Consider the following 14,185-nt stretch of genomic DNA (forward strand, 5'->3'; position numbering starts at 1 on the left):
GCACTCAGGATTCGAGTGCCGCGTCCAACGTGATCTCGACACCGGTGAGGGCCTTGCTCACCGGGCACGACTCCTTCGCGGCCTGAGCGGCCTTGGCGAAGCCGTCGGCGTCGAGACCGTCCACCTCACCGCGGACCGTCAACTTGATGCCGGTCAGCTTGAAACCCGGGTTGTCCGGCCCGAGTGAGACATCGGCCTTCACCTCGAGGCTCTGCGGGGTTCCGCCTGCCTCCGCGATGAGGGCGGACAGCTGCATCGCGTAGCAGGAGGAATGCGCCGCCGCGATCAATTCCTCCGGGCTGGTGGTTCCACCCGCCTCCTCCGCCGCGCGCTTCGGGAACGAGACGTCGAAGGTCGCGACGCCGGAACTGGTGAGTTCCACCTGGCCGCTTCCCTGTTCGAGTGATCCGTTCCAAGCGGTCCGTGCGGTACGTGTCGGCATGCCACATCCTCTCGTGGTTCTTCGGTTTACGTGTCGAACCTACTCGTACCTGGCGCACATCCGCAGCGCCCGGGAACGCAGGGCGGCCCGCAGATCGTCCGGCGCCAGCACTTCCGCGTCCTCGCCGAGCGACCACAGAACGCCGCTCGCATGGGAGTCGTCGCCGAACACCACTTCCATGCGCACCCGGTCGCCGTCGGCCTGCTGCTCGGAGCGGACGGCGAACGCGCGCTCCGCCAGGACGTCGCGGCGCTCCCGGCGGACGAGAACGTCGACGACCACCGGGGTGCCGCGCGACCGGAACGCCGACCGGCGACGCTCCCAGATCGCGGCGAGGTCGATGTCGACCGGTCGCTGCGCCGGTTCGTCGAGTTCGCGGACGTCCTCGATCCGCTCGAGCCGGTACGTCCGGTCGCGACCGGCGTCCGTCGCCACCAGGTACCACCGTCCGCCCGCGTGGATGAGACCCTGTGGGTCGATGACCCGCCACGCCGGTTCGTTGCCCTGCGACGGGTAGAGGATGCTCAGGCGCCTGCCCACGAACACCGCCTGCTGGATCAGCCCGAGGTGGTCGTCGGCCGGTTCCGGATCGGTCAGCCACGAGCCCTGGGTGACGAACACCCGCTCCGCCACCTTCGTCGCCGCGGCGCGGTGCGCGTCCGGCATCGCCGCGACCACCTTGCGCATCGCCGACGCGAACGCCGGCGCCATGCCCAGCGACTCCGAGGTCACTGCGGAACCGGCGGCCAGCAGCGCCTTCGCCTCGTCGACGGTCAAACCGGTGAGGTCGGTGGTGAATCCCGGGAGCAACTCGAAACCGCCGTCGCGGCCGCGTTCGGCGTATACCGGGATCCCCGCCGTCGACAAACTGTCGATGTCGCGCAGCACGGTGCGCGGCGACACCTCGAGTTCACGGGCCAGCGCCGAAGCCGACATCCGCCCACGGTTGCGGAGCAGGAGGACGAGCGAGAGCAGACGGTCGGCGCGCATGCCGAAAGTCTTTCAGAAATACACGACAGAAGATGTCATGTATTACGGCGATAGTTGCCTCATGACAAACACGACAGACCCCCGGCCCCTGTACCGCGAAGCCCTCACCTGGACCACCGGCCTCATCGACAACGTCCGCGAGGACCAGTTGACGGCATCCACCCCGTGCGCCGACTTCGACGTCCGCACCATGCTCGGCCACCTCGTCGCCACCGTGGAACGTGCCCGCGTGATCGGTGAGGGCGGCGACCCGGGCACCATTCCGCTCGTCGTCGCCGACATCCCCGACGACGGCTACGCGGACGCCTACCGGTCCGCCGCCGACCGCATGTGGCCCGTGTGGACCGACGACAGCCGACTCGACGCGACGGTGACCGCCCCGTGGGGCACAGTCCCCGGACGCGCCGCGATCTGGGGCTACATCAACGAGACGCTCGTGCACGGCTGGGACCTGGCGGTCGCCACCGGCCAGCCCTCCGAAACCCGCCCCGAACTCGCGGAGGCCATGCTCGCCGTCGCACAGCTCGCGATCCCGGCGGAGCCACGCGGCGGGCACGTGCCGTTCGCGGACGTCGTCGACCCGCTCCCCACCGCAGGCCCCACCGAACGCCTCGCCAACTGGTCGGGACGCAAGAGCATCTGACCCCGCACACACGAGACGGGCCGCCGGTGGAAAACCACCGGCGGCCCGTCTCGTTCGACTACTGCGCGACTACTCCGAGTCGGCTGCGCCCGACTTGGCCAGGTCGACCGGAACCTCGTCGGGAACCGTGACCGGCTTCGCCTCGCCGCGGAACGTGAACTTCGCGTCCTCGCCCGCGCCTTCGCCGTCCCAGTTCTCGACGTCGACGTACACGATCTGACCGGGGCCGACCTCGCCGAAGAGGATCTTCTCCGACAGCTGGTCCTCGATCTCGCGCTGGATGGTGCGACGCAGCGGCCGCGCACCCAGGACCGGATCGAAACCACGCTTGGCCAGCAGCGACTTCGCCTTCTCGGTGACCTCCATCGTCATGTCCTTGTTCTTCAAGGCCACCTCGACGCGCGCAACCATCAGGTCCACCATCTGAACGATCTGCTCGGTGGTGAGCTGGTGGAACACGACGATGTCGTCGATGCGGTTGAGGAACTCGGGACGGAAGTGCTTCTTCAGCTCGTCGTGGACCTTGAGCTTCATCCGCTCGTAGTTCGACTCGTCGCCCTTACCGGAAGTGAAGCCGAGACCCACGGCCTTGGAGATGTCCGACGTGCCGAGGTTCGAGGTGAAGATGAGCACCGTGTTCTTGAAGTCCACGGTCCGGCCCTGGCCGTCGGTGAGACGGCCGTCTTCGAGCACCTGCAGGAGGGTGTTGTAGATCTCCTGGTGTGCCTTCTCGATCTCGTCGAACAGCACCACGCTGAACGGCTTGCGCCGCACCTTCTCGGTGAGCTGGCCGCCCTCTTCGTAGCCGACGTAGCCGGGAGGGGCACCGAACAGCCGCGACGCGGTGAACCGGTCGTGGAACTCACCCATGTCGATCTGGATGAGAGCGTCGTCCTCGCCGAACAGGAAGTTGGCGAGCGACTTGGCCAGTTCGGTCTTACCGACACCGGACGGGCCGGCGAAGATGAACGAACCGGACGGACGCTTCGGGTCCTTCAGGCCTGCGCGGGTACGACGGATGGCCTTGGCGACAGCCTTGACCGCGTCTTCCTGACCGATGATCCGCTTGTGCAGCTCCTCCTCCATGCGGAGCAGACGGGTGGTCTCCTCCTCGGTGAGCTTGAACACGGGGATACCGGTCCAGTTACCCAGGACCTCGGCGATCTGCTCGTCGTCGACCTCGGCGATGACGTCCAGGTCACCGGAACGCCACTGCTTCTCCCGCTCCGCGCGCTGAGCGACGAGAGTCTTCTCCTTGTCGCGCAGGTTCGCGGCCTTCTCGAAGTCCTGCGCGTCGATCGCGGACTCCTTCTCGCGGCGGGCGTCGGCGATCTTGTCGTCGAACTCGCGGAGGTCCGGCGGTGCGGTCATCCGGCGGATGCGCATCCGTGCTCCGGCCTCGTCGATGAGGTCGATGGCCTTGTCCGGCAGGAAGCGGTCGTTGATGTAGCGATCGGCCAGGGTGGCCGCGGCGACCAGTGCACCGTCCGTGATGGACACGCGGTGGTGCGCCTCGTAGCGGTCGCGCAGACCCTTGAGGATCTCGATGGTGTGCTCCACCGTCGGCTCGCCGACCTGCACCGGCTGGAAGCGGCGCTCGAGTGCGGCGTCCTTCTCGATGTACTTGCGGTACTCGTCGAGGGTGGTCGCACCGATGGTCTGCAGCTCACCGCGGGCGAGCTTCGGCTTGAGGATCGAGGCCGCGTCGATGGCGCCCTCGGCCGCGCCGGCACCCACCAGGGTGTGCAGCTCGTCGATGAACAGGATGATGTCGCCGCGGGTGTTGATCTCCTTGAGGACCTTCTTCAGGCGCTCTTCGAAGTCACCGCGGTAACGGCTACCTGCCACGAGCGACCCGAGGTCGAGCGTGTACAGCTGCTTGTCCTTGAGCGTCTCCGGGACCTCGCCGTTGACGATGGCCTGAGCGAGACCTTCGACGACGGCGGTCTTACCGACACCGGGCTCACCGATCAGCACGGGGTTGTTCTTGGTACGCCGCGACAGCACCTGCATGACGCGCTCGATTTCCTTCGAGCGGCCGATGACGGGGTCGAGCTTGCCTTCGAGGGCCGCCTGGGTGAGGTTGCGACCGAACTGGTCGAGCACCAGCGACGTGGACGGGGTGCCCGCCTCGCCACGAGTGCCGCCGGACTCGGCAGGCTCCTTGCCCTGGTAACCGGAAAGCAGCTGGATGACCTGCTGCCGGACCCGGTTGAGATCGGCGCCGAGCTTCACCAGAACCTGCGCTGCGACGCCTTCACCCTCGCGGATGAGGCCGAGCAGGATGTGCTCCGTACCGATGTAGTTGTGTCCGAGCTGCAGTGCCTCGCGCAGGCTGAGCTCCAGGACTTTCTTGGCACGCGGGGTGAAGGGGATGTGGCCGGACGGGGCCTGCTGGCCCTGGCCGATGATCTCCTCGACCTGGCTGCGCACTCCTTCGAGGGAGATGCCCAACGACTCCAGCGACTTGGCAGCGACACCTTCGCCCTCGTGAATGAGGCCGAGCAGGATGTGCTCCGTACCGATGTAGTTGTGGTTGAGCATCCTGGCTTCTTCTTGAGCCAGGACAACAACGCGCCGTGCGCGATCGGTGAACCTCTCGAACATCGCTCTCCCTCACACTTTCCGACGTGCAGTCACGAGACCGGGTGTCTCGTCCCTGTTCGCCGCGTTTCGCTCCGGCACTACAAACAGATCGCCAGCGCCTGCTCCGAGGGCAGAAGCCCCGAACCGACGTAGGTTCCACGACCCCAGCTATTACTCTAGTTGGCTGCCGATCGACCTGCTGCCCCTCCACCCCTTTAGGTGGGCGAGCACGCCTGCTTATTCGTATTTAACGCCCCAGCTCCGGCAATCGTTTCCCCTTCGCTGTACGCCTGGAGCGAACAGGTCCGGCGGTGCCCGGTGGGCATCCGGTCGACGGAGGCCGCCGGCCCACTCCGCGAAGGGGCGAGACCTGCGTATCCGGACAGGGTATGTCGACGAGCTGTGAGTTCGCCACCCATTCGTTTCCGCCGGTGTCCGCGGCGTTACCCAGCGGGTTGCCCAGGCCTCCCCCGGTAACTGGCGGCGTGATGGATCTCGCGGAGGGCTACCCCGCGACAGGGGCGACGAAACGGCACGGCACCTCGCGCGGATGGTCGCTGTCCAGCGCGTTCAGTACGAAACCGGCGGCGCGTGCCGAGCCGGCGACGGCGACGTGGTCGGAATAGTCCTGCTCACAGCCGTCCTGCACCACGATGTTGGTGGTGTCCGGCCCGGGCTCGAGGCCGCTCGTGTAGGGGACGACCAGTTCGTCGTAGCGGGTGACGATGTTCGTGTACTCGATCCCGGGGACGTAGACCCCGCCCGCGCGCATGCGGTCGATGAACTTCGACCCCTGAAGCATCTCGGGACACGCCTGGCAGACGGGGAAACCGGCCGCCACCGCGTCGTCGACGCCGAGCGAACGCAGGAACCGGCCGGCACTGATCTGATCGTTTCCGTACGTGCCCTGCCACGGCGGGGCGAGCGAGACGATCTTCGCGACCTTGTCCGCACCCCCGAAGAACTTCACGTAGTTGTTCGCCTGGACCGTGCCCTGGGAATGTCCCACCAGGTCGACCTTCGCGGCGCCCGTGCTCGCCAGCACCCGATCGACGAACGCGGCGATCTGAGCGGTGCCGGTGTCGATGGGTGTCATTCCGCCGATCGCGTCGAGCGGCCACGGCAGGCCGGGGAAGTTGCCGTAGGTGAGGGAGTACACGCAGTAGCCCTCGTTGGCGAGCAGCGGTGCGTACACCGCCCAGTTGGTCTGGCGCGCGCCTCCCGTCCCGTGGACGAGGACCACCGGTTCGGGATGCGCGTCACTCGGCCGGCAGGACCAGTCGTTCGAGCCCGGGGCCGAACCGTCCGGATTTCCCAATTCGAGGGGCACTCCGGCGAGGAACGAATCCGGCACCGGATAGGCAGGCGCTGCGGACGCCACCCCGGCCCACATCACGAAAGCCAGGAACAGAATCCCCGAAACGGACACGCAGCGGCGCACAGCTACCCCCAGACTCCCCGAATGTCGGATCAGAGCGGGACGGTAACAGTCCAGGTCGCGTTGCGGAGCGAATCAGTGAATTCTGTTCCCAGCTAACTTTCAGTTCGCCTTGTTGTAGGCCTCGATAATTTCGGCGGAGATACGGCCGCGCGCAGAAACCTTTTTGTTGTTCTTGCGCGCCCATTCCCGGATAGCGGCGCTCTGTTCCCGATCGACCGAAACTCGGGACTTGGCGACAGCCGGAGCCGCCACCGCTTTGCCGCGCTTGCGCGAGCTCACCTTGCGCGCGTGGGAAACCCACACGTCGAGCTGCTCACGCAATTTCGCCGCATTCTCCGAGGAAAGGTCGATCTCGTACTGAACACCGTCGAGTCCGAACTCGACCGTCTCGTCGGCAGACGCCTCTTGATCGACATCGTCGATCAGGGTGACAGTGACCTTCTTAGCCATGGGATGAAATTCCTCTCGAATGAAGCGACGTCTCATCGTCAACGTGAGCTACGACCCGAGGTAACCATACCCCTGTTCTTCCGATTCGGAATACGAGGAATGGATCGAATTTATCCGCGCGAATTCACCCCCGGCGAATCAGCGAGAAGAAGGCCGAACAATGGGAAAGAGGATTGTTTCGCGGATTCCCAATCCCGTCAAAGCCATGAGCAGACGGTCGATTCCCATTCCGGTTCCGGTGGTCGGCGGCATTCCCTGCTCCATTGCGGCGAGGAATTCTTCGTCGAGGGCCATCGCCTCGTCGTCGCCTGCCGACGCGAGCCGCGCCTGATCGACGAACCGCTCACGCTGGATGACCGGATCGACCAATTCCGAATAGCCCGTGGCCAACTCGAACCCACGGATGTAGAGGTCCCACTTCTCGGTCACCCCGGCCTTGCTGCGGTGGTCACGCGTCAGCGGTGACGTCTCGACCGGGAAATCGCGGACGAAAGTCGGCTCGAACAACTGGTCGCCGCACTGGTGCTCCCACAGTTCCTCGACCAGCTTCCCGTGCCCGTAACCCTTGTCCTTCGGGACTTCGAGGCCCACCTTCTCGGCGAGAGCCAGCAATTCCTCGACAGTGGTATCCGGAGTGACCTCGACACCGATCGCCTGCGACAGCGACGGATACATCTCGAGGGTCTTCCATTCACCGCTGAGGTCGTATTCGGTGCCGTCGGCAAGAGTGACGACCTGCGAACCGAAAGCGGCCTGCGCCACGTCCTGAACGAGTTCGCGGATCATGACGGCCGAATCGTCATATGTGCCGTAAGCCTCGTACGTCTCGAGCATCGCGAATTCCGGCGAGTGCGTCGAGTCGACGCCCTCGTTGCGGAAATTCCGGTTGATCTCGAAAACCTTCTCGATACCGCCGACGACGCACCGCTTCAGGAACAGTTCGGGGGCGATTCGGAGATAGAGGTCGATGTCGAGGGCATTGGAATGCGTGATGAAGGGGCGGGCCGCCGCGCCGCCCGCGACCGTCTGCAGCATCGGCGTCTCGACCTCGAGGAACCCGCGACGCTCGAGCGCGTTCCGGAGTTCACGAACCACGGCCACACGCTTACGCGCATTGTCCCGCGCCTCGGGGCGCACGATCAGATCGGCGTAACGCTGCCGGACCCGGGACTCCTCGTTCATTTCCTTGTGCGCAACGGGCAGGGGCCGGAGCGACTTGGACGCGATCTGCCACGAATCGGCCATCACGCTCAGCTCACCGCGACGGGAGCTGATCACCTCACCGTGCACGAACACGAAGTCACCGAGGTCGACATCGGCCTTCCACGACGCGAGCGCATCCTCACCGACGGCGGCGAGACTGATCATCGCCTGCAGCTGGGTTCCGTCGCCTTCCTGCAGCGTCGCGAAGCACAACTTGCCCGTGTTGCGCACGAAGATCACCCGGCCGACGACGCCGACCTGGTCACCCGTGGCGGTGTCGGGCTCGAGTTCCGGATACTTGGCGCGGATCTCCGCCAGCGAGTGGGTGCGCGCCACCGACACCGGGTACGCCTCGCGTCCCTCCGCGAGAATGCGCTCACGCTTCTCCTGGCGGATCCGAAGCTGCTCGGGGGTGTCGTCGACTGGCTGGGCTGCTACTTCACTCACGGGTCACCAGCCTAATCGACAGCCGGTCGTGCCCCTATTCAGAGGTCAGCGTTCCTCAGTGCGCCGAGACGGTGGCCAACTCCCGCACGCAGTGCTGCGTCGCGATGAGCGACCCCAGCAGACCCGCCGCCTTGATCGCCTTGTACCCGCCGACGAGGTCGGTCGCCTTGTGCAGACCCAGCTCCTGCAGGGCCGCCGCGGCCAGGCTCGACGTGTAGCCCTCGGAGCAGACGATGATCCACTCGACGTCGTGGTCCACGGCCAGCGCCAGGTGCGCCGAGCTGGTGGGATCGCAGCGCCACTCGAGGACGTTGCGTTCGATGGCGAGCGCGCCGGGCAGTGTCCCCTCGATCGCGCGCTGCGCCTGCGGTCGGATGTCCACGACGATCGCGCCGCGCGCCACTGCCTCGGGCAGCTCGAACGCGTACATCCGGTCGATCTTGGTGCGGGCCTCTTCGAGCATCTGGTCGATGTTCACTTCGAACCGCCCTCGGGGAGATCGGTGAGCTCGGTACGGGTACGGCGCAGCGTGCCGTGATCGGTCACCTCGTAGTAGGACATGGCCGACAGTGGCGGCGAGTAGGCGTGCACACTCAGCGTCGGCGTCACCACCTCCGCCCCGGGGGCGTCCGGCGCCCGCACCACGTCGTGGACCCAGCCGAGCGGGAACGAGGCCTGATCGCCGGCGTCGAGGGTGCGGTGACGCAGTTGGTCACCGGCCCAACGGAACTCGGACAGCGCGCCGCTGAGAACGGTGAGCGCACCGAAAGAGCCTGCGTGGTCGTGCAATTCGGTGTTCCGGTCGGGAACCCAGCTGATCAGCCAGACATCGACGTCGTCGTCCGAGTAGAGCCGGGTCGACCAGCGCTCGTCGATCGGCCAGCTCTGCGGGAGCAGGACGTCGTGGCGGCCGTCGAGGACCTCCGAAGCACCCTGATCGGTGATGCGCAGCAGGTCAGCCGGGCGAAGACGGGTGGGTACAGATGCAGAAGAATACGTTGCGAGCACGAGAGAGACTCCCAGAAGTGTGAATTGGTCAAGGCAGCGTTCAGCCTCGACAACACTCCTGAGCACTCGTGCAGAGATTCACGGGGACCATTCTGACATAACTTCCGCGAAGAGGGAACCCTTCACTCGAGCGGGCTGCGGCGCGCTCCCTTACGGGCCTGATTCCGCTCGTACACCAGGCGCAGCCCTTCGAGCGTGAGATCCGGTTCGTGCTCGTCGACGGTCTCCGTCTCGGGCATGATCAGCGGCGCACGGTCACCGGTCGCGATGACCACCACGTCGGAACCGGAGAAGGCGGGCAGTTCCTTGCGCACCCGGCGGACCAGTCCGTCGACGAGGCCGGCGAAGCCGAACACCGCGCCCGACTGCATGCATTCGACGGTGTTCTTGCCGACGACGGAGCGGGGCCGCACCAATTCGACCTTGCGCAGCGCCGCCGACTGCGACGCGAGTGCGTCCGAGGAGATCTCGAGACCGGGCGCGATGGCGCCGCCGAGGAACTCACCCTTCGCGGACACGACGTCGACGCACGTGGACGTCCCGAAGTCGACCACGATGCACGGCGCGTCGTAGAGGTGATGCGCCGCAAGACTGTTCACGATCCGGTCGGCGCCGACCTCCTTGGGGTTGTCGACGAGCAGCGGAACACCGGTTCGCACCCCGGGTTCCACCAGCACGTGCGGGACGTGCCCCCAGTAACGCGTCAGCATCACCCGGATCTCCCGCAGCACCGACGGCACCGTCGACAGCGCGGACACACCGGTGATCTGATCGGTGTGCGCGCCGAGGAGCCCACGGAAGATGAGCGCCAGTTCGTCGGCCGTCATCCTCGCGTCGGTGCGCATCCGCCAGTCCTGCACCAACTTCGAATGTTCACCGGTACCGGTGAACAGTCCGAGAACGATGTTCGTGTTCCGGACGTCGACGGTGAGGAGCACGGGTTACACCAAACTGGATTCGCGCTCGGCGTCGAGCGTCGACAGCATGCGCGGGGTGATCAGGCCGGAGCCCTCCGGCGCGTGCGCCGGGTCGGCACCGAGTTCGACCGGCGAGTTGGCGGCGTCGACGAACACGACGCGCGGCTCGTAGTCGCGCACCTCCTGCTCGTTCATGACGCCGTAGGCGATGAGAATGACGAGGTCGCCGGGCTTGACCAGATGCGCTGCCGCACCGTTGATCCCGATGACGCCACTTCCCCGCTCGCCGGCGATGACATACGTTTCGAGCCGCGCGCCGTTGTCGATGTCGACGATGCACACCTGCTCGCCCTCGAGGAGGTCGGCGGCATCCATCAGATCCTGGTCGACCGTCACCGAGCCCACGTAGTGCAGGTCGGCGTGCGTGACGGTGGCGCGATGGATCTTCGACTTCATCATGGTGCGAAACATGTTCCGGTCCTTACTCTTCTAGCGGGAAAGAAGTTCGTCTGTCACCGACGCGTCCGACGCCTCGGTGTCACGTTCGAGGAAACCGGTGCCGACGGCGACACCGACGTTGTCGATCAAGCGGGTGTTTCCCAGTTTGGCGGCGACGAGCAGCCGGCCGTCGCCTCGTTCGGGAGCCGGGCCGAGGTCGACGCCCCGCACCTCGAGGTAGTCGACCTCCACCTCGGGGGTGGACGCCAGCACCTCGCGCGCGGTGGCGAGGATCGCCTCGGCGCCGCCGGCCGCGGCGTGGGCACCCGCGATCAGGGCCGCGGACAACGTCGTCGCCGCGTTCCGCTGATCCTCGTCGAGGTAGCGGTTCCGCGAGGACAGCGCGAGTCCGTCGTGTTCACGAACCGTGGGCACCCCGAAGATGCGGACGTCGAAGTTCAGGTCGGTCACCATCTGCCGGATCAGCGTCAGCTGCTGGTAGTCCTTCTCGCCGAAGTACGCGACGTGCGGCGCGGCGATCTGCAGCAGCTTGGCGACGACGGTGAGCATGCCCGCGAAGTGCGTGGGCCTGGACGCGCCCTCCAGTTCCGCGCCGAGCGGTCCGGGATGGATCGTCGTCCGCGGACCGGCCGGGTACATGGTGGCCGCCGTCGGCACGAACGCCAGCTCGACTCCGGCCTCACGCAGCAGTTCGAGATCGGCGTCGACGGTGCGCGGGTAGGCATCGAGGTCTTCGCCGGCACCGAACTGCAACGGGTTGACGAAGATCGAGACGATCACCACCGCACCGGTGAGCTTGGCCTGCCGCACCAACTCCAGGTGACCCGTGTGGAGGGCTCCCATCGTGGGCACGAGCGCGACCTGGCGGCCGACGCCGCGCAGCGCCTTCGAGACCCGCGTCAGCACACTCGGGTCGTGGTGCACGGTCAGTTCGCCGCGCTTGTATCCGCCCTGCAGATCGCTCACGGGGCTCACCTCCGGTCTTCCAGGATGTCCAGCAGTTCAGATGTCGCGCCGGCGCGCTGCGCCGACCTCAGTGAGAGGGCCCGGTAGCCGGCCGCAATCCGCGGATCGACTTCCTCGAGGACGCGTAGATGTGTGGCCACCGCCTCGGAGTCACCCCGGGCGACGGGCCCCGTGAGCGCCGCGGGCCCGCGGCGCAGAGCATTGTCGAGCGCTGCGGACAGCAGCGGCTGGAGAACCCGTTCGGCCAAGCCGTTCGGATCGTCGCCGATCAACTCCTGGCCGAGCAGTTCCTGGCCCTCGAGCGCGACTCGCAGCGCGGCCACGGCGTCGACGACGAGCGTGACCAGGTGATTGCTGCCGTGAGCGAGAGCGGCGTGGTACAGCGGCCGCATGTCCTCGCGGACCCGCACCGGCTCACCGCCGATCTCCAGAACCAGCGACTGTGCGATCGCGTAGCCGATGTCGTCGGCGGCGGTGATACCGAAACAGGCGGACGCGAGACGGACCGTGTCCTCGTCGTGGCCGGTGAACGTCATCGCGGGGTGAATCGCGAGCGGAACGACACCCTGCTCGGTGAGGGGGGCGAGGATCCCGATGCCGTTCGCGCCGGACGTGTGGGCCACGATCGCGCGACCCGGCACGGCACCGGTGGAGGCCAGCCCCGCGATCAGCGACGGCAGTTCGGCGTCGGGGACGGCGAGAATGAGCAGTTCGGAGCGGGCCACGACCTCCGCGACCGGAAGAATCTCGGTCTCGGGAAGCCGGGTGCGTGCCCGATGCCGTGACGCGTCGGAGACGGCCGAGCAGGCGACGACGACGTGACCTGCCCGCTCCAACGCGGCACCGATTGCTGTTCCGACCCGGCCTGCGGAGACGATTCCTACCGTCAATCTCGCGGGCGCAGGGCCATTAGTGATCCCGAAAGAGGTCACCTTCGTCCTCTCGTTCGTTCCAGTCCCGCTCGGCGGGTACCAGACGTTCCACGGTGAGGATAGCCCGGCTCGAACGCACCCCGCCATGAGCAGGCGGAGTGATATATGCCTCACACCGTGCGGGTTGATCCTCGGGCGTGTCCGGGCCTATTCGGCCCGGCGACGCCTGCCGCCGGCGCTCTGGGACGCCCCCGACGCGGACTGCATGTTGGCCATGATCTCGGCGACGGACAGCCCGTTCGAGTGCGCACCCGAAGAGTCGTCCTCCTCGGCCGCCCGCCTGCGGCCCCGCCGTCCCTCGGCCTCCGGCTCGGCCGCCTCGGGCTCCGTGGGCTCGGGCTCCGTGGGCTCGGGTTCCGGCTCGACGACCGGCTGGGGCGCGACCTTCGCGACAGGGGCGGGCGCGGCGACAGGTGCGGGCGCGGCGACAGGTGCGGTCTTGGCGACTGGCTCCGGAGTGGGCTCCGGCTCCGGTTCGACCTCGATTTCGGGTTCGGTCCGTCCGGCGCCGACGGGCTCGACGATGGACGTCTCGGCCGTGACCGGATCGTCGTCCGGATTCGCGAAATGCGAGGACTGCGCGGAACCGCTCTGATGCCCGGCGCCCGCGGCGTGCCCCGCACCCGGGACGTACAGGCCCGACGCGGCCGGCTGATAGCTGCTGTACGAGCGGCCCGCGAGTTCCTGCACCCGCGTCGAATCCGCGCGCAGCGCGATCCGTTCGGTCGGCATCGCGCCGTCGAACAGTGCCTCGAGATTCTTGCGGAGCGACGAGAGTTCGGCGCGCAACGCGGCGAGTTCCTCTGCATCGGCGCGCACTTCGCTGCGCACCCGCTTCTCGACGGTGAGTTCGTATTCGCGCCGTGCCGAGATCTCCCGCTCGAGCTGCAACTCGTAGACGGTCTGCAGATCGCTGACCTTCGCCTTGTCGAGCGCCGACTCGCGCCGGTACTTCGTCATGGCGATGGCACCGACCGTGGCGGCCCAGAGCGCGGCCACCAGGCCCACCCGCAGGAGTTGGACGCTGTCGCTGAAGATCAGGAAGAGGGACGCGATCACCGCGAGGGCGAGCAAACCCGCAACGATCATCTGGCTCGCGCTGCGCCTGTTGCGGCGTGCAGACTTGAGGCGACCAGGATTCGTCATGGTGCCAAGGGTACTTGGCCGCGAAGGGTGCACCGCGCATTCCATCCGACCTGCGGCGATCCCCTGTGCCCTAATGCGCGGGCTCGTCCGAGGGGTCGTCGGGGGTGCGGCAGCAGTGTTCCAGCCACAGCGCGGCGCCGACGAGCGCCAGTGCCGCGACGAGACCGACCCACGCGCCGGGACTGTCCGAGCCGGCGGCGCGCAGCACCGACTGCTGCGGAAGCAGGTAGAGCAGGAAGCCTCCCCACACCCCGGCCGTCGCGGCGCCGACGAGTGCGGATGCCTTGGCCAGAGCGGCAACCCGGGCGGCGGTGATCGGGTGCAGCTGACGCGGCCCGTCGCCCACCTGATGGTTGCTGACCCGGGATCGCACCATGAACGCGAGCACGACCTCGATCAGCGCGACCGGATACAGCGACGCCCCCGCATACACGGGGATGGGCGGGAACGACCCGTAGAACACGCGTACCAGGATCCAGGTGGCGGCGAGGGCGAGCGCGGCGAGGAACAGCAGATCCCAGATGCGGGTGGGTTTCATCGTGCCCGTCGGTTCCG

15 protein-coding genes are annotated in these 14,185 nt (G+C 67.0%); 1 reads left to right on the forward strand and 14 read right to left on the reverse strand.

The genetic code is table 11. The features are described 5' to 3' along the window. Positions 1 to 4: 4 nt before the first annotated feature. Positions 5 to 442, reverse strand: coding sequence for an OsmC family protein (locus JWS13_RS21010; protein WP_005244949.1), 438 nt, complete (start codon positions 440 to 442; stop codon positions 5 to 7). 39 nt (positions 443 to 481) lie between these two features. Further along, on the reverse strand, positions 482 to 1,432 hold the full coding sequence (locus JWS13_RS21015; protein WP_206007335.1) for a helix-turn-helix transcriptional regulator: 951 nt from the start codon (positions 1,430 to 1,432) through the stop codon (positions 482 to 484). 61 nt (positions 1,433 to 1,493) lie between these two features. On the opposite strand from JWS13_RS21015, the gene JWS13_RS21020 reads away from it, so the two are divergent. After that, on the forward strand, positions 1,494 to 2,075 hold the full coding sequence (locus JWS13_RS21020) for a TIGR03086 family metal-binding protein (protein WP_206007336.1): 582 nt from the start codon (positions 1,494 to 1,496) through the stop codon (positions 2,073 to 2,075). 69 nt (positions 2,076 to 2,144) lie between these two features. Here JWS13_RS21020 and JWS13_RS21025 read toward each other — a convergent pair whose 3' ends face one another. The 12 genes from JWS13_RS21025 to JWS13_RS21080 form a co-directional block, all read right to left on the reverse strand. Next, a complete protein-coding gene (locus JWS13_RS21025) occupies positions 2,145 to 4,682 on the reverse strand; it encodes an ATP-dependent Clp protease ATP-binding subunit (protein WP_160099589.1) in 2,538 nt (845 codons plus the stop codon). A 484-nt stretch (positions 4,683 to 5,166) separates the two neighbouring features. Continuing rightward, positions 5,167 to 6,102, reverse strand: coding sequence for an esterase/lipase family protein (locus tag JWS13_RS21030; RefSeq protein ID WP_206007337.1), 936 nt, complete (start codon positions 6,100 to 6,102; stop codon positions 5,167 to 5,169). 99 nt (positions 6,103 to 6,201) lie between these two features. Next, on the reverse strand, positions 6,202 to 6,552 hold the full coding sequence (locus tag JWS13_RS21035; RefSeq protein WP_087559761.1) for a histone-like nucleoid-structuring protein Lsr2: 351 nt from the start codon (positions 6,550 to 6,552) through the stop codon (positions 6,202 to 6,204). 138 nt (positions 6,553 to 6,690) lie between these two features. Beyond that, entirely contained in the window at positions 6,691 to 8,202 is a 1,512-nt protein-coding gene (gene lysS, locus JWS13_RS21040; protein ID WP_087559762.1) for a lysine--tRNA ligase, read from the reverse strand. Between the two features lie 55 nt (positions 8,203 to 8,257). Continuing rightward, the gene (locus JWS13_RS21045) at positions 8,258 to 8,680 is read right to left on the reverse strand and encodes a rhodanese-like domain-containing protein (protein WP_012691510.1); all 423 of its coding nucleotides are present in this window, start codon (positions 8,678 to 8,680) and stop codon (positions 8,258 to 8,260) included. Further along, positions 8,677 to 9,210, reverse strand: a complete 534-nt coding sequence (locus JWS13_RS21050; RefSeq protein WP_124391740.1) for a cysteine dioxygenase — start codon at positions 9,208 to 9,210, stop codon at positions 8,677 to 8,679. The genes JWS13_RS21045 and JWS13_RS21050 overlap by 4 nt, the downstream gene beginning before the upstream one ends. Before the next feature lie 122 nt (positions 9,211 to 9,332). After that, positions 9,333 to 10,148 (reverse strand): type III pantothenate kinase, encoded by an 816-nt coding sequence (locus JWS13_RS21055; RefSeq protein ID WP_124391741.1) that lies wholly within the window; start codon positions 10,146 to 10,148, stop codon positions 9,333 to 9,335. A 3-nt stretch (positions 10,149 to 10,151) separates the two neighbouring features. Beyond that, positions 10,152 to 10,598 carry an aspartate 1-decarboxylase gene (panD, locus tag JWS13_RS21060; protein WP_087559766.1) on the reverse strand — a complete coding sequence of 149 codons (447 nt, stop codon included), beginning with the start codon at positions 10,596 to 10,598 and terminating at the stop codon, positions 10,152 to 10,154. 18 nt (positions 10,599 to 10,616) lie between these two features. After that, on the reverse strand, positions 10,617 to 11,552 hold the full coding sequence (panC, locus tag JWS13_RS21065) for a pantoate--beta-alanine ligase (RefSeq protein ID WP_124391742.1): 936 nt from the start codon (positions 11,550 to 11,552) through the stop codon (positions 10,617 to 10,619). A gap of 5 nt (positions 11,553 to 11,557) precedes the next feature. Further along, a complete protein-coding gene (locus tag JWS13_RS21070; RefSeq protein ID WP_206007338.1) occupies positions 11,558 to 12,484 on the reverse strand; it encodes a Rossmann-like and DUF2520 domain-containing protein in 927 nt (308 codons plus the stop codon). Positions 12,485 to 12,631: 147 nt separating this feature from the next. After that, positions 12,632 to 13,630 (reverse strand): DUF6779 domain-containing protein, encoded by a 999-nt coding sequence (locus tag JWS13_RS21075; protein WP_206007339.1) that lies wholly within the window; start codon positions 13,628 to 13,630, stop codon positions 12,632 to 12,634. Positions 13,631 to 13,700: 70 nt separating this feature from the next. After that, the gene (locus JWS13_RS21080) at positions 13,701 to 14,168 is read right to left on the reverse strand and encodes a DUF3180 domain-containing protein (RefSeq protein ID WP_192581838.1); all 468 of its coding nucleotides are present in this window, start codon (positions 14,166 to 14,168) and stop codon (positions 13,701 to 13,703) included. Positions 14,169 to 14,185 lie beyond the last annotated feature (17 nt).

It is taken from the genome of Rhodococcus pseudokoreensis (genome assembly GCF_017068395.1).
Lineage (GTDB): Bacteria > Actinomycetota > Actinomycetes > Mycobacteriales > Mycobacteriaceae > Rhodococcus_F > Rhodococcus_F pseudokoreensis.